Origin of the sequence: Rhizobium metallidurans (assembly GCF_014196505.1) — a bacterium.
GTDB lineage: Bacteria > Pseudomonadota > Alphaproteobacteria > Rhizobiales > Rhizobiaceae > Rhizobium > Rhizobium metallidurans.
On record NZ_JACIDW010000002.1, the window covers coordinates 119,940 to 132,008 of the forward strand.

At 59.5% G+C, this 12,069-nt stretch carries 18 protein-coding genes, 2 tRNA genes and 1 riboswitch; of the genes, 9 read left to right on the forward strand and 11 right to left on the reverse strand.

The features are described 5' to 3' along the window. Positions 1-36: 36 nt before the first annotated feature. Together GGQ67_RS04450 and GGQ67_RS04455 are read right to left on the reverse strand one after the other, a co-directional pair. A tRNA-Arg gene (locus tag GGQ67_RS04450) sits at positions 37-113 on the reverse strand. A 61-nt stretch (positions 114-174) separates the two neighbouring features. After that, entirely contained in the window at positions 175-480 is a 306-nt protein-coding gene (locus GGQ67_RS04455; RefSeq protein WP_183898998.1) for an ETC complex I subunit, read from the reverse strand. A gap of 360 nt (positions 481-840) precedes the next feature. Between GGQ67_RS04455 and GGQ67_RS04460 the strand changes: the two genes are divergently transcribed. After that, positions 841-917 (forward strand) — tRNA-Pro (locus GGQ67_RS04460). A gap of 174 nt (positions 918-1,091) precedes the next feature. Here GGQ67_RS04460 and GGQ67_RS04465 read toward each other — a convergent pair. Both GGQ67_RS04465 and GGQ67_RS04470 read right to left on the reverse strand, forming a co-directional pair. Beyond that, positions 1,092-1,658, reverse strand: a complete 567-nt coding sequence (locus GGQ67_RS04465; protein WP_183898999.1) for a manganese efflux pump MntP — start codon at positions 1,656-1,658, stop codon at positions 1,092-1,094. Positions 1,659-1,734: 76 nt separating this feature from the next. Beyond that, a riboswitch (yybP-ykoY riboswitch) is annotated at positions 1,735-1,832 on the reverse strand. A 137-nt stretch (positions 1,833-1,969) separates the two neighbouring features. After that, positions 1,970-2,167, reverse strand: coding sequence for a hypothetical protein (locus tag GGQ67_RS04470; protein ID WP_183899000.1), 198 nt, complete (start codon positions 2,165-2,167; stop codon positions 1,970-1,972). A gap of 197 nt (positions 2,168-2,364) precedes the next feature. Here GGQ67_RS04470 and GGQ67_RS04475 point away from each other — a divergent pair, with 197 nt between their 5' ends. After that, complete coding sequence (locus GGQ67_RS04475; protein ID WP_183899001.1) at positions 2,365-2,709, forward strand: TFIIB-type zinc ribbon-containing protein; 345 nt, start codon at positions 2,365-2,367, stop codon at positions 2,707-2,709. Between the two features lie 106 nt (positions 2,710-2,815). Here the strand turns inward: GGQ67_RS04475 and GGQ67_RS04480 are convergent, their stop codons facing one another. The 3 genes from GGQ67_RS04480 to GGQ67_RS04490 form a co-directional block, all read right to left on the reverse strand. Then, positions 2,816-3,055 (reverse strand): DUF2171 domain-containing protein, encoded by a 240-nt coding sequence (locus GGQ67_RS04480; protein ID WP_183899002.1) that lies wholly within the window; start codon positions 3,053-3,055, stop codon positions 2,816-2,818. 252 nt (positions 3,056-3,307) lie between these two features. Further along, positions 3,308-3,730 (reverse strand): MerR family transcriptional regulator, encoded by a 423-nt coding sequence (locus GGQ67_RS04485; RefSeq protein ID WP_183899003.1) that lies wholly within the window; start codon positions 3,728-3,730, stop codon positions 3,308-3,310. A 73-nt stretch (positions 3,731-3,803) separates the two neighbouring features. Beyond that, the gene (locus GGQ67_RS04490) at positions 3,804-3,989 is read right to left on the reverse strand and encodes a hypothetical protein (protein WP_183899004.1); all 186 of its coding nucleotides are present in this window, start codon (positions 3,987-3,989) and stop codon (positions 3,804-3,806) included. Between the two features lie 267 nt (positions 3,990-4,256). On the opposite strand from GGQ67_RS04490, the gene GGQ67_RS04495 reads away from it, so the two are divergent. Both GGQ67_RS04495 and GGQ67_RS04500 read left to right on the forward strand, forming a co-directional pair. Then, the gene (locus GGQ67_RS04495) at positions 4,257-4,610 is read left to right on the forward strand and encodes a peptidylprolyl isomerase (RefSeq protein ID WP_183899005.1); all 354 of its coding nucleotides are present in this window, start codon (positions 4,257-4,259) and stop codon (positions 4,608-4,610) included. A gap of 114 nt (positions 4,611-4,724) precedes the next feature. Then, positions 4,725-5,756, forward strand: coding sequence for a L,D-transpeptidase family protein (locus GGQ67_RS04500; protein ID WP_183899006.1), 1,032 nt, complete (start codon positions 4,725-4,727; stop codon positions 5,754-5,756). Positions 5,757-5,781: 25 nt separating this feature from the next. On the opposite strand, the gene GGQ67_RS04505 is transcribed toward GGQ67_RS04500, so the two are convergent. Together GGQ67_RS04505 and motA are read right to left on the reverse strand one after the other, a co-directional pair. After that, the gene (locus GGQ67_RS04505) at positions 5,782-6,387 is read right to left on the reverse strand and encodes a transglutaminase-like cysteine peptidase (RefSeq protein WP_183899007.1); all 606 of its coding nucleotides are present in this window, start codon (positions 6,385-6,387) and stop codon (positions 5,782-5,784) included. 256 nt (positions 6,388-6,643) lie between these two features. After that, complete coding sequence (motA, locus tag GGQ67_RS04510; RefSeq protein ID WP_183899008.1) at positions 6,644-7,516, reverse strand: flagellar motor stator protein MotA; 873 nt, start codon at positions 7,514-7,516, stop codon at positions 6,644-6,646. Positions 7,517-7,744: 228 nt separating this feature from the next. Here motA and GGQ67_RS04515 point away from each other — a divergent pair, with 228 nt between their 5' ends. Then, positions 7,745-8,029 carry a hypothetical protein gene (locus GGQ67_RS04515; protein ID WP_183899009.1) on the forward strand — a complete coding sequence of 95 codons (285 nt, stop codon included), beginning with the start codon at positions 7,745-7,747 and terminating at the stop codon, positions 8,027-8,029. Between the two features lie 120 nt (positions 8,030-8,149). Here the strand turns inward: GGQ67_RS04515 and GGQ67_RS04520 are convergent, their stop codons facing one another. Next, positions 8,150-8,464, reverse strand: a complete 315-nt coding sequence (locus GGQ67_RS04520) for a hypothetical protein (RefSeq protein WP_183899010.1) — start codon at positions 8,462-8,464, stop codon at positions 8,150-8,152. Positions 8,465-8,489: 25 nt separating this feature from the next. After that, positions 8,490-8,801 (reverse strand): hypothetical protein, encoded by a 312-nt coding sequence (locus tag GGQ67_RS04525; RefSeq protein ID WP_343056470.1) that lies wholly within the window; start codon positions 8,799-8,801, stop codon positions 8,490-8,492. Between the two features lie 75 nt (positions 8,802-8,876). Here GGQ67_RS04525 and GGQ67_RS04530 point away from each other — a divergent pair, with 75 nt between their 5' ends. The 4 genes from GGQ67_RS04530 (at position 8,877) to GGQ67_RS04545 (ending at position 12,023) form a co-directional block, all read left to right on the forward strand. After that, positions 8,877-9,569, forward strand: coding sequence for a response regulator transcription factor (locus GGQ67_RS04530; protein WP_183899011.1), 693 nt, complete (start codon positions 8,877-8,879; stop codon positions 9,567-9,569). Further along, a complete protein-coding gene (locus GGQ67_RS04535; RefSeq protein ID WP_183899012.1) occupies positions 9,556-10,863 on the forward strand; it encodes a sensor histidine kinase in 1,308 nt (435 codons plus the stop codon). Before GGQ67_RS04530 ends, GGQ67_RS04535 begins: the two co-directional genes overlap by 14 nt. A gap of 511 nt (positions 10,864-11,374) precedes the next feature. Next, entirely contained in the window at positions 11,375-11,836 is a 462-nt protein-coding gene (gene lspA, locus GGQ67_RS04540) for a signal peptidase II (protein ID WP_183899013.1), read from the forward strand. A gap of 10 nt (positions 11,837-11,846) precedes the next feature. Continuing rightward, positions 11,847-12,023, forward strand: coding sequence for a hypothetical protein (locus GGQ67_RS04545; protein WP_183899014.1), 177 nt, complete (start codon positions 11,847-11,849; stop codon positions 12,021-12,023). Positions 12,024-12,069: the final 46 nt, after the last annotated feature.

Sequence of the window (12,069 nt, forward strand, 5' to 3'; positions counted from 1 at the left end):
TCCACCCCAAGATTCACCCTAAGTCATTGAAATGATTGGCGACCCCTGCAGGATTCGAACCTGCGACCACCTGCTTAGAAGGCAGGTGCTCTATCCAGCTGAGCTAAGGGGCCACACTGCCGATGCGCCGCCGGCGCATCGAAGGCATGGGGCTCTGGAAGCGATCGATACCGATCAGTGCGTCCAGGGCTGCGTGCGCGTATAGCGGAAATTATCCGGATACGCCACCGTCTGACGCTGCGGATCCTTCGGCGCGATCACCCGGTACTCGATGCCGTTGCGCTTGGCATAGGCTTCGGCCAGTTCCTGCGTTTCGAAATTGAGCTTCACCTGCTGGCGCATGTCCGACGACGAGGTGTAGCCCATGATCGGGTCGATCGTGCGCGGCGTTTCCTGATCGAACTCCAGCACCCACAGGTGAGTCTTGGCCTTGCCGGACTGCATGGCGGTCTTTGCTGGACGATAGATCTTGGCAGACATAGCTGCACGCCTCCAAATTATGGCTTTCGCAATCAATGGACTGGCCCCTTGCGGGGCATCTTCATGCACGATCGCACGGATAGATGAATTTTGCTTAGCGACGAATCCCTCCCTTTTCAAGCGAAAAGCCACGCGCGTTGCGTGCCAACGGTCCACAGCTTCGACACGGCCCGAACACCCTGCCCGGCGCCATCGGACAGCTCGGAAACTGGCCGGGCTTCGGGTCGTGCGACCAAGGCACGTCCGTGACGCGGCAATCGAGACCTTGCTGAATGAACCGGCAGGCGCCCATCCCTGTGAAAAGACCATTTTAGTTATTGCGGCGCATGATCGAACCGTGTATTGCGCTCCTCGTCGGCACGGAGTGTAGCGCAGTCTGGTAGCGCATCTGGTTTGGGACCAGAGGGTCGGGAGTTCGAATCTCTCCACTCCGACCACTTTTATTCGCGGATCTCGCGCTTCATCCCATAAAATATGCAGATCGGCGCCTCTGAACGCCATCGTCTCTTCGGTTCTTCCGATGCGATTGGCGCAACCTCGTCCGACGCTCCAATGTGGATATCGTCAAGGACAGTGCTGGATCACCAGGCCGACGGCCGCCGGAGCGTCAATCAGACCGCCGTCAGATGCTCGAAAAGGATCGAGACGCCAAACCCGAGCAAGACAAGGCCGGCCACGCCTTCCGCGATGCGCCCGAAACGGGCGCCGATCAGGCGCCCGACCAGCATTCCACTCGAAGAGAGCAGGAACGTCGCCGCACCGATTGCGATCGCAACGACGAGGATGTTCACCTGCATGAATGCGAGCGATACACCGACCGCCATCGCGTCGAGGCTCGTGCCGATGGCGGTTGCCACGAGGATCAGGAAGGAAGAACTCTTGATGCCGACGGCATCGTCCTCGCCTCCCCGTGCGGCGGCGTACAGCATGTTCAAGCCGACGAAGCCCAGGAGCGCGAAGGCGATCCAATGATCGACGGCCGAAATGTAGGATGCCGCGGCAAAGCCAGCGGCCCAACCGATCAGCGGTGTGATGGCCTCGACGACGCCGAACACGACGCCAGTTCGCAGCGCCTCACTGAAGCGCGGGCGGCCAAGAGCGGCGCCCCGTCCGACGGACACGGCAAACGCGTCCATCGACATGCTGAAGGCGAGCAGGATGATTGCCCAGTATGACATGAAAATTCCTCGCGGACGTACAGGCCGGGCGTCCCAAGCTCTGTCCGATCCGAGCTGGCGTCGCCACGGTCTTGTCGAGCCGGTTAAATCCGGCCAAACGCGCCACGTGCTGCTGCACGAGTATGTTGACGCGCTTCCGCTGGGTGGCGGTGACTACTCCCCGATGCGCTGGAGATAATCGAGCAGGTTGATCGAGTCAACCTTCGCGGCGATTTTATTCCGGGAATTTTCCGTAATAACAATGAGTTGCAACTGCAAAACCGCCAGTTCGAATGCGTCTGCGAAGCGTTCTCAATCAAGCATGCTCAAGGTCAGGAGATGACCACGCGGCCGGTGATGAAACCGAGAACCAGGATGGCCAGGATCGCCACGCGACAGAGAACGCTTACCGACGCGGCGCTAGGCCACGCGAAGACAACAAGCTTGCCGCCGTCGCCCTGAGCGCGCGACGTCTCGTGCCTGAGGCCACGAACCTTCATCCTCGTCGACAGTTGACCAACCGAAATCATTCTCGCCAACACCTTTCAGCTAGCATCAGGCCAGCCACCATGAAGGCAACATCGCATTATTGAGAATGACTTGCAATAGCGGATGAGTCCGATTTGGTCGCCCTGCGCCCGATCACGGATATTTCAACGTCTCGCCATTGAACCTCAAGCCAGTTGAGATCCTACATTGCTGTCATCAATGACGATTGGAGTCTTCAATGGGTGATCTAGTACAGACAAACGGAATGTCCTGCCCTCGGTGCGGCGTCGGCCTTCTGATGACGGATCGGCAGGGAATCGAGATCGATTACTGCCCGACCTGCCGCGGCGTTTGGCTGGACCGTGGCGAGCTCGACAAGATCATCGAGCGGAGCGCCGCGCCGCAGGCTGTAGCCGGAAGCGACTATCAGGACAACTATCAAGGAAACAACCAGGGCAACTACCAGGGCGGTCACGGCGGCCATGGTGGCTATTCGAGCCATGGCGGCCATGGCGGCCACAATAGTCACGGACAGCGCGGCGGCCACGGTGGCAGATCGTTCCTGTCGAGAATCTTCGACTGACCGACATTTTCTAGCGTGAAGCTCCGTCTCCCTCAGGCTACTCCCCAAGTGACGGAGCCAACGCGGAAGGAGGTCCGCGGTTCAGCACGACCGCGGACCTCGCGACTTAGTTCGGCAGGTGCGTCCATTTGGACCGCACATCCGCCGCGTTCATCGACAAATGAACATGCGCATCGACGTGATCGACCCATTCCAGCGGGATGAGGTGGTGATGCTGGCCATCGGACGAGTCGGATTTCGTCAGCTTAATACGGTCACTGCCATCGAGATGATCGACGGTTCCGACATGCTGACCATCCGCCGACCTGACTTCCATATGATCTTTGATTTCATTTGCAGCGATCATTTCCGTTCTCCATGTTTGGGGGACGACCATCCTCAAACCTACAGAACCAGCGTTAGTTCCCTCTGGAATGAGAGCCACTGACGCTTTTGCCGCTGCATCCGGCGCTCTCATGCATATTCAGCCCGCTCCGCGGCCCCCCGTTCCGGCATGCGGCATCGCCGCAATGCAGTGATACACTGCCGTCGGCCGCCCCTTGTCGGGACAAGGGGCGGCCGAGTTTTTATGAAGCGCGGCTATCCCTGCCGTCGCTCCTTACTGCTCGCTGACACCCTCTTCCGGAAGGTTCAGGTTGGCGAGCGCCTGGATGACGTAGCAATCCCGGATGGAGCCCTCATGTCGGTGGGTGGCGATGCGATCGAGTTCGGCCTCGAGCTTTCTCAGGCGTTCGATCTTGTGCCTCACCGTGGCGAGCTGGCTTGCGGCGATCCGGTCGATCTCGGAACAGGGCATATCGGGATGCTGGCTCATCTCGATCAGGTCGCGGATCGCTTCGATCGTCATGCCAAGTTCGCGCGCATGCCTGATGAACGACAGCCGTTCGCGCTCCTGCTTCGTGTAACGCCGCTGGTTTCCCTCGGACCGCTCCGCGTGAGACAGAAGCCCCATCTGCTCGTAGTACCGAATGGTCGGAATCTTAACGCCTGTTCTCCGTGATAGGTCGCCAATCGTCAGCATCCTGCATCTCCATATCTCTAGTCGATAGAGAGCGTATGCCTCAGGCTTCCTGACGGGCACCTGACCACATTCTTTATTTCCAGACGCGAAGGAATGCTTCCGTGGCAACCGCGATGGTGAGAATTGCCATCGCCCAACCACTCCAGAGCGCTTCCTCCGTGTTATGCCCGATGTAGTTGCACGTCACGGAGAACGCGAGATACATCACGGCGATCGCCGCTCCGACGATGACGGCAACCAAAGCGGCCTTAAGCAACATTTTTCGCCTCTGCATTCATGAATAGCAAACTAGCGATCTTTCCGATCAGGCAAAAATCAACATTGTTTGATGCACGGGCCGCTCGGGCCAGTTCCAAAAGGACTTGAAGCTCAAGCTCCTTGAGGTCGTACGGTCCGTGCGATTTGCCCATCGGGAAGAATCAAAATGAAGCGGCGGGACGTGTTGCTGTTGCAACCGCTTCAATCCCGCTGACCGTTGCGCCGGCAACCTTCGCCACCGCCACCGGTGACGCTCGGACAAAACCGGATGCCGGTCGGCCCGACACGAGATCAAGAAGGGACAAAGTCCTTTGAAGACGAGGCAAAAACCTCCTCCCAGGACGCGTCTTCAAGGGCCAATGGTGGTGATCTTGGCTTCCTCGCCGAGGATCCGATCCCACCAGAGTTTATCAAGGCCGCCGCCGTCGCGGCGCCAGGAGAAGTCGTTGCTCTCCCGCGGAGGCCGTGGTGGGGTCCACTTGCTGAATTCGATGACCTACGCGGCAACCCCGTACCCTGTATTCGACAAGGTTTCGTGAGAGATTCGACATTCGCACGAAGGTTCGGTAGCAAGGGAAGTCGCGAGTATCCTCAAGGCCAAGGCCGAGATCGAAGTTCTTGACAATGGGGCTTCTCAGCCGGAGGCGGAATCGGGTACCAATTACCTGGGAACAATCACGATCGCGAACGCCGCGCGGTCTTCTCTGACGTCGGCCGAGAAACGGAAAGACATTGAATGACTGAGCGCAAACCGCGGTCGTGGAAACGTTTCGGCGCCTTGAGCGCAACGATTGTCGGGCTGGGGCTGGCATTGAGCGGTTGCGTTCAGCTTGCCCTCGATGACCTTGGCGCCGCCTCCCCGGAAATTTCGCAAAAGACGCTCGTCGACATAAAGAAGAAGGGCATGACCGTGCAGGCGCCGGTCCTCGTGCGTCTTTTCAAGGAGGAAAGCGAGCTGGAAGTCTGGAAACAGGACGCATCCGGCCGTTACGCCCTGCTGAAGACCTACCCGATATGCCGGTGGTCCGGAAAACTGGGGCCGAAGAAGAACGATGGCGACCGCCAGGCCCCCGAAGGATTCTATTCCGTCACGAAGGGAATGCTGAACCCGCAGTCGCAATATTATCTCTCGTTCAATCTCGGCTATCCAAACCGCCTGGAAGCGGCGCTTGGCTACACCGGAACCGCGCTGATGGTTCACGGCGCCTGCTCGTCGTCAGGCTGCTACGCCATGACGGACCAGGGCGTCGGCGAGATCTACGCTCTGGTCAAGGCATCCCTGGAGGCCGGACAGAACGCGTTCCAGGTTCAGGCCTTTCCGTTCAGGATGACGGCCCAGAACATGGCTTCCCATCGGGAAGATCCGAATTTCGAGTTCTGGCGGACCATGAAAGCGGGCTACGACTCGTTCGAGGCGACGCGCACGCAGCCCAAGATTTCCACCTGCGGCGGGAAGTACGTCGTCAACGCGGAATTCGAAGGCGGCGAGCCAAAGAACCCGCTGGCGGCCTGCCCGGCGCGGATCGACACGCTGAACCCCGCTATCGCCGCCAAATTCAAGGTCGAAGACACGCAGCTTTCAGCGCTCGTCGAAAAGGACGGCCCGTTGCATGCCAATGCCTACGTGGACGGCGGCATGCATCCGAGTTTCCGGGCGCTTCTGAAGCAGAACGGGGCGGAGAAGCTCGCAGCCCGGATCTCGACGATCAAGTACCCCGTCAGCCGCCCGGAAGCGGCATTGGCCGACCCCTATGATGGCGCCAAGTAATCAGTTTAATTGCAAGTAGCCTGGGCTACTTGACGGCTGCCGCGATGCTGTTTTCGTCGTGAGCGGAAATGGCGACCCATCGTCCGGAATCCTGTTCCGACTGCCTCTTGAGGAAGGTGTAGTTCGTCTCGGACCAGAGCTTCACGTCGGTTGCGAGATTGTCCAACAGATAGTCGCCCTTGTCGGTTCTGACCGTCAGCACGGCGTGGCCTTCGCCATCGGGCTTTTTCAGCACGGTAATCAACAGATTGGATGCCGGAACGCCCATTCCCAAAAGTATCCGCTGCTTCTCGATAGCGTAATCCTCGCAATCGCCTTCGCCATCGGGAAAGGCCCAGACCTCGACCTTGCCGTAGTGGTCCTCGTCGGTCTTCGGCGCCACGCGCGCATTCACCTCGGCGTTGACCCTGATCAGGTCACCCCACTGCGCCTCGGTCAGCGTCAGCGGTGCAAGATCGGTTGAACGGCGGCTGCATTCTTCGACATTGGCCTTGCAGAACTCGAAGTGCCCGATTGGTTGCGACGTGAACGTCCCCGTCTTCATCACCGTATCGAGATCACCCGAGCCCGCGAAAGCAGTTCCCGCGCAGCCAACCAACGAAAAAACAACCGCAAAACCAAAACGCAACATGAGCAATCCTCATCGACCCCGCCACCAGGGTTAACAAACGGTAAAGCCCATCGAAGGTCAAGGATCGCCATTCCAATAGTTAATTGATGGTTAACGACGCCGGCCGAATGGCCCGTATTCTCGCCTCCGAGTTCCTACAGGTGCCTCGAGTCGGCTACCCCTCTGAAATGACGGTTCAGCGCCCTCCTTGCGGAGGACGCTGACAGGCCGGGATCGATATGGAGCTCAGGACCGCGGACGCGCGGCGGTTGTCTTACTAGGCAGCCTTGTCGACCGAGCCGCCGCTGATCATCTCCTGCTCCACGGCGTCGATCGTCGGACGATCGCTTTCGGAGATGGTCTTGCGGCCATATTCCAGGGCGACCTGAGGTACCGATCCGTTCATGTAGGCAAGCAGCGTCTGCTTGACGATGACGTACAGCCGGTGCTGCTTCGTTCTCACGGTCTTGATCTGCGCGGTGATCGGGGCACACACCGAGTAGGACAGCAGAATCCCCAGGAACGTACCGACGAGCGCGGCGCCGATCAGATGCCCGAGAACCTCCGGCGGTTCGTTGATCGCGGCCATGGCCTTGATAACCCCGAGAACGGCGGCGACGATGCCGATAGCCGGAAAGGAGTCGCCCATGGTCGTCAGAGCGTGATAGGGCTTGAGCCGGTCGCTGAGGATCGTATTGAGTTCCTCGTCCATCAGAGCCTCGATCTCGTGCGATCGAGCATTTCCGATGATGATAAGGCGAACATAGTCGCAGATGAAATTGACCAGCGACTTGTTCTTGAGCAGCGTCGGAGCGGCTTGGAAGATCGGCGACTCCGCAGGGTTGTCGATATGCGCTTCGATTTCGTTACGGCTCTTGGTCCTCAGGTCGCGCATGAGGGAGTAGAGGACACTCAGGACGTCCAGGTATTCCCGCTCCTTCGGGACCGCGTATTTGAAAGCCTCGCCGATCGACTTGAGCGAATCCTTGATGACTTTCATGGAGTTAGCCATCACGAAGCCGCCGATGCCGGCGCCGCCGATGATGACAAGCTCGAACGGCTGGAACAGGGCTCCGACTTTGCCGCCCATGGCCATGAAGCTGCCGATAATGCACCCAGTGGTGATCACCAGTCCAATAATAATGTTCATATTCTAAGCTCGTCCGTTGGCCGCACCGACAGCTGACTGAATGTCTGGCCTGGTGCCGCGAATATCGATCAATGTGACTCGAGATGAGGCGACTCGAATCGGGGGGCGGAACAGTGACGTCTGGTTGGTCGGCCGCAGCCTCGGGTGCAGGGCCCCGACCCTGAACCCGACAACGACAGGCCGGTTTGCCTGCAAGCTATAGGTCACGACACAGTTGTGAAGCGAACAGTGATCGCCGTGGCCGGAACGCATACTGGTGTCGGCACGAGAAAGGTCGACGCCCGCGGTGGGAACGGTGAACTCGACGGTACTGGAGAAAGTCTCGATGGTGTCGGCCTGCGAATGACCGACCAAATTGCAGACAAGAATCGTCGCGAGAAAAAGCACCACCGCGGCAACTCTTCTGTTCGACGTTCTACGCATATTGTTTCCAGACTTTTCGATCGTCCGATTGATTGCACCGTGAACTTGTCCGGGGCTTGTGCCGAGGCTGGCACGGACATCATTCCATAAGTCAGGAATGGGATTGTTCGCTGGAACGCGTCGTCCGGCGGACAGCGCCATGCGGCGCGGACCGCGCACACCAAATATATTCTTGGGAACGGAGGTAGTTCGTCGCGCCCGAGCGCTAGACTAGGAAGCGTCGCGGATCATGGTCTTCGCCTGCGTGTCGGCGACGATCCGAAGCGCCCGGATCATCTCGGCCGCATCGAGAAGCGCCCTCGCCCAATCGCTTCGGGTGAAGCGTTCCGCTCTCGTCGCCACGTTCATCAGAACGATGATTTCATCCGAAGGCGTTCCGCTTCCGGTGATGCCCACGAATTCGCGCTGGTCGCGGATGCACACGATCGCGCGATGGAGTAGCCTTCTGACCTCTGGCGGCCCAAGCCTTTCGACATCGTTCGCCGCGCGAAGCAACTCGGACACAAAAGCAGACTTGTCGTTCATACCCGTCTCCTAGATGCCCGGCAGATCATGGATCGACATGCGCGTCTGCTTGTCGGGCCCTGTCGGCCCTTCGCTGAAACCGGGCACGCAACACGAAAGGAAGAAAGAACGCACCGATGATCAACGCCCCGCCGAGGAAGCCAAGCCAGGGCGAAATGCCGCCAAGCCAAAGGACGATCGTCGGCATTGCCCAGAACAGACAAAATGACGCGGCGATTATCAGTGCTGCGGCAACAGCGGAACGGCCATCTTCTCTCGTCATCGGCATTATCTCACCACCACGTTGTGTTAAGGCTAATAGCGCAACATTCCTGACCGGAAGCTGATAGCCCGACATAATCGCCCTTCTGTCGGAACTGTCAGCAAGTCGTCAGGGTCGCCGTGCTCAATGCGGCGAGAAAACGGGGTGCGAATGAAGATATTGCTCGTAGAAGATCATGACGCTCTGGGAAGTCTCGTTCAAGAACATCTGAACCAGTCCGGGTTCATAATCGATCGAGTGCAGGATGGCCCGGAAGCCTTGGAGGCTTTGCGGACCGTCGAATACGATGGGATGATCCTCGACCTCGGCCTGCCGACGCTAGACGGGCTCGATGTGCTGAAACGCCAGAGGATGCAGAAGGGCCGCTCGCTGCCCGTCATCATTCTCACAGCCCGCGACCAGATCAGCGACAGACTGACCGGCCTGAATTCCGGCGCCGACGATTATCTCGTCAAACCCTTCGACATCCTTGAGCTCGAAGCGCGGCTGCGCGCCGTTCTCCGCCGGCCCGGAGCGCGGATTGACGAGGTGCTGACGGTCGGCAATGTCTCGGTCGACGTCGCGCGATGGGACGTCCGGATCGACGGCAACACGGTCGAACTCGCCCGGCGGGAATTCGTCCTGCTGGAAGAACTGGCACGCGTCTATCCCGGCGTGATGGCCAAGGACCGGCTCGAGGATCGACTTTACTCATTCGACGAAATCGTCACGCCGAATGCCACCGAGGCGGTCGTGTCGCGCCTTCGCCGCAAATTGATCGCCGCCCACGCCACTGCTCGGATCGCCACCGTGCGAGGCATCGGATATCGCCTGCTGCCCGGAGAAGACGTTGAGGTGGACTAAAAGCCTTCGTGGCAGACTTGCCGCGGCGATGGCGGTGGTGTTCACCATTGGCGCGGCGGACGTCGTTATATACATCTGGGACGTCGATCAGGATTTGCGCACCCATATATTGGACAAGCAGATCGACGCGATCCTGGCGACCGTCGGAACGAATCCTGGCGTTGACGCGATCGGCCGCCTTCCAACCCGCTTCGGAGAAGCCGATTGGCGCTTTGCGATATATGACCCAACAGGTGCCCTCCTCCTGTCTCGCCCGGACGACGGTCGCCCACCTCCGCTCCTGACCGGTGGCAAGGAACTGAAAGAGGCACGCTCCTCTGTCATTTCCCGCCCCCTTGGTCCCAATACGCTTGTCGTACGCAAGGACGATTGGCAGGAGCGGCAGGAACTCCAAACTCTGCTGCGGATTGAACTCGCGGGAAGCACCTTTGTTATCGCCGCCTTGGGCGCGCTCTCGTTTCTCGTTGTGCTGACGCTCGCGGCCTGGGTGCTTCGGTCCGTGAACAAGGCCGCGGCTCTCGCCAGGCATATTGACGCGGACGATCCCGGCAAGCGCATACCCGTCGACGACCTCCCGATGGAAATACGCCCGCTCGCCGTTGCAGCCAATGGCGCGCTCGAAAGGCTTGCCCGCGCCTATGCATCGGAGCGGCGTTTCACCGCCGAGGCGGCCCACGAACTGCGCACGCCGCTGGCCGTATTGAGTCTGCGTCTTCAGAAGGCTCGCGCGGACAACAGCGTGGACTGGGAGTCCATCGATCGCGAAATGGGGCAAATGACTCATCTCGTTGGCCAGCTCACCGCCTTGGCCCGCGCGGAAAGCCATGCGGCGCTTCCGCCCGACCGCGAAGTGCTTTCCATGTCTCGGGTCGTGCGCGAAGCCGTGGCGGACATGATGCTTCTGTTCGAGAATGCCGAAAGGGAAGTTCACGTCGAAGTCGCCGACGGGCTCTACACGCGCGGCAACAGCGGGCAAATGAGGCAGGCCGTTCAAAACCTCCTGGAGAACGCCCTGGTGCACGGCACCGGTCACACGACGATTACGTTGAGCGAAGTCTCGACCAGTTTGCGGCTCGAGGTATCCGATGAAGGTTCGGCGCCTGCCTTGAACGAGGTGGAAGAGCTGTTCGACAGGTTTCACAAGCGACGGCAGACGGGGCCCGGCTCTGGACTTGGACTGGCTATCGTTCGACAGATCGCTCGAAATTCGGGGGGCGACGTCGCCATAGCGAGCCTGGACAGGTTCACGGTCGTGATGACGTTGCCCTCGATCAAGGCGAGCACCGGCAGATGATGGTGACCACGCCCGATGCCCTGTTGCCGATCCCGGTCCCAGCCGGTTGGCCGGATGCCGCGGACCGCCGCAACGAAGAATGGCGTCAGCGCCCGATGGTCCAGAAACCACTTGTAGCTCAACCTGCTAGAGGCCCTAAATCACGGGTCACGGAGCCCCTGATGAAACATGTCGTCTTGCATCCGTTTTGCCGTTGGCCGCGATCCGGAAGCTGTTCAAGCCAACCAGTCCGGAATCGGCGGACGTGACGATCCCCGCCACTCTCGGATGCGAGAAGCCGGGGAACGCGACTGTTCAAATCGCGGCCCCCAAGTCCCGGCCGACAGGCAAGACTAACAACTGAGAAGCGTAATGAAGCGCACAATTGCTTTCGCAATTCTGATAACAACAATGATGACATCGGTCGTATTCAGCGCAATCGGCGTCCTCGCAGTATGGAATCCGTTCACGAATGCCTGACCAACAGACTATTGACCGCCCTAAGAACCGCGTTGGCATTCGCCTTCTGACCATGGCATCCATCGTTGCCTCGGCTCTGGCCATCGACCAGATCGTCAAGTTCGTCATGGTCGAATTCGTGATGCAACCCCCGCGCATCATCGAAGTCACCTCATTCTTCGACCTTGTCCTCGTCTTCAACAGCGGCATCAGCTTTGGCATGTTCAGCGGACAGATCGGCCTCTATCCGGTCGTGTTCGCGCTGGTGAAGACAGCAATCGCGACCGCCCTGATCGTATGGGGCTGCATGACGAACTCGAGGCGTGAAAGACTTGCATTGGCCGTTATGGCCGGAGGCGCGGCCGGAAACATTGTCGACAGGTTCCGCGATGGCGCGGTCACCGACTACCTCTCGCTGCATGCTGGTGCATGGGCGTGGCCATCGTTCAATCTGGCCGATGTCTTCGTGGTGACGGGTGCCATCGCGCTGGTGGCTTGCTCCATGGTCAAGCCGCGGCCGAAAGCCGACATTTAGGGAGACTGGAATGAAACTCGACGAAGAAGCAGAGCGGGCACGTCAAAAGACCGTCAAGCGAAGAAATGTGATCGTGCTGGTCATACTGTCGGGCTTCGCCCTGGCGGTGTTCACGGTCACGTTCTTCCATATTCCCCAGGAAGGTCGCTCCGCGTCACGTGCCCTGGGCGAAGTCCAGGGCCAGTAAGCCGGTTCGCATCGACTCGTGCGGCAGGACCGGCGTCGTCGGTCGG

What these genes read in the sequence shown, in the direction of transcription:
- GGQ67_RS04455 (WP_183898998.1), bottom strand. Translation starts at nt 480, where the DNA reads ATGTCTGCCAAGATCTATCGTCCAGCAAAGACCGCCATGCAGTCCGGC.
- GGQ67_RS04465 (WP_183898999.1), bottom strand. Translation starts at nt 1,658, where the DNA reads ATGTCATACTGGGCAATCATCCTGCTCGCCTTCAGCATGTCGATGGAC.
- GGQ67_RS04470 (WP_183899000.1), bottom strand. Translation starts at nt 2,167, where the DNA reads ATGATTTCGGTTGGTCAACTGTCGACGAGGATGAAGGTTCGTGGCCTC.
- GGQ67_RS04475 (WP_183899001.1), top strand. Translation starts at nt 2,365, where the DNA reads ATGGGTGATCTAGTACAGACAAACGGAATGTCCTGCCCTCGGTGCGGC.
- GGQ67_RS04480 (WP_183899002.1), bottom strand. Translation starts at nt 3,055, where the DNA reads ATGATCGCTGCAAATGAAATCAAAGATCATATGGAAGTCAGGTCGGCG.
- GGQ67_RS04485 (WP_183899003.1), bottom strand. Translation starts at nt 3,730, where the DNA reads ATGCTGACGATTGGCGACCTATCACGGAGAACAGGCGTTAAGATTCCG.
- GGQ67_RS04490 (WP_183899004.1), bottom strand. Translation starts at nt 3,989, where the DNA reads ATGTTGCTTAAGGCCGCTTTGGTTGCCGTCATCGTCGGAGCGGCGATC.
- GGQ67_RS04495 (WP_183899005.1), top strand. Translation starts at nt 4,257, where the DNA reads ATGCCGGTCGGCCCGACACGAGATCAAGAAGGGACAAAGTCCTTTGAA.
- GGQ67_RS04500 (WP_183899006.1), top strand. Translation starts at nt 4,725, where the DNA reads ATGACTGAGCGCAAACCGCGGTCGTGGAAACGTTTCGGCGCCTTGAGC.
- GGQ67_RS04505 (WP_183899007.1), bottom strand. Translation starts at nt 6,387, where the DNA reads ATGTTGCGTTTTGGTTTTGCGGTTGTTTTTTCGTTGGTTGGCTGCGCG.
- motA (WP_183899008.1), bottom strand. Translation starts at nt 7,516, where the DNA reads ATGAACATTATTATTGGACTGGTGATCACCACTGGGTGCATTATCGGC.
- GGQ67_RS04520 (WP_183899010.1), bottom strand. Translation starts at nt 8,464, where the DNA reads ATGAACGACAAGTCTGCTTTTGTGTCCGAGTTGCTTCGCGCGGCGAAC.
- GGQ67_RS04525 (WP_343056470.1), bottom strand. Translation starts at nt 8,801, where the DNA reads ATGTCGGGCTATCAGCTTCCGGTCAGGAATGTTGCGCTATTAGCCTTA.
- GGQ67_RS04530 (WP_183899011.1), top strand. Translation starts at nt 8,877, where the DNA reads ATGAAGATATTGCTCGTAGAAGATCATGACGCTCTGGGAAGTCTCGTT.
- lspA (WP_183899013.1), top strand. Translation starts at nt 11,375, where the DNA reads ATGGCATCCATCGTTGCCTCGGCTCTGGCCATCGACCAGATCGTCAAG.
- GGQ67_RS04545 (WP_183899014.1), top strand. Translation starts at nt 11,847, where the DNA reads ATGAAACTCGACGAAGAAGCAGAGCGGGCACGTCAAAAGACCGTCAAG.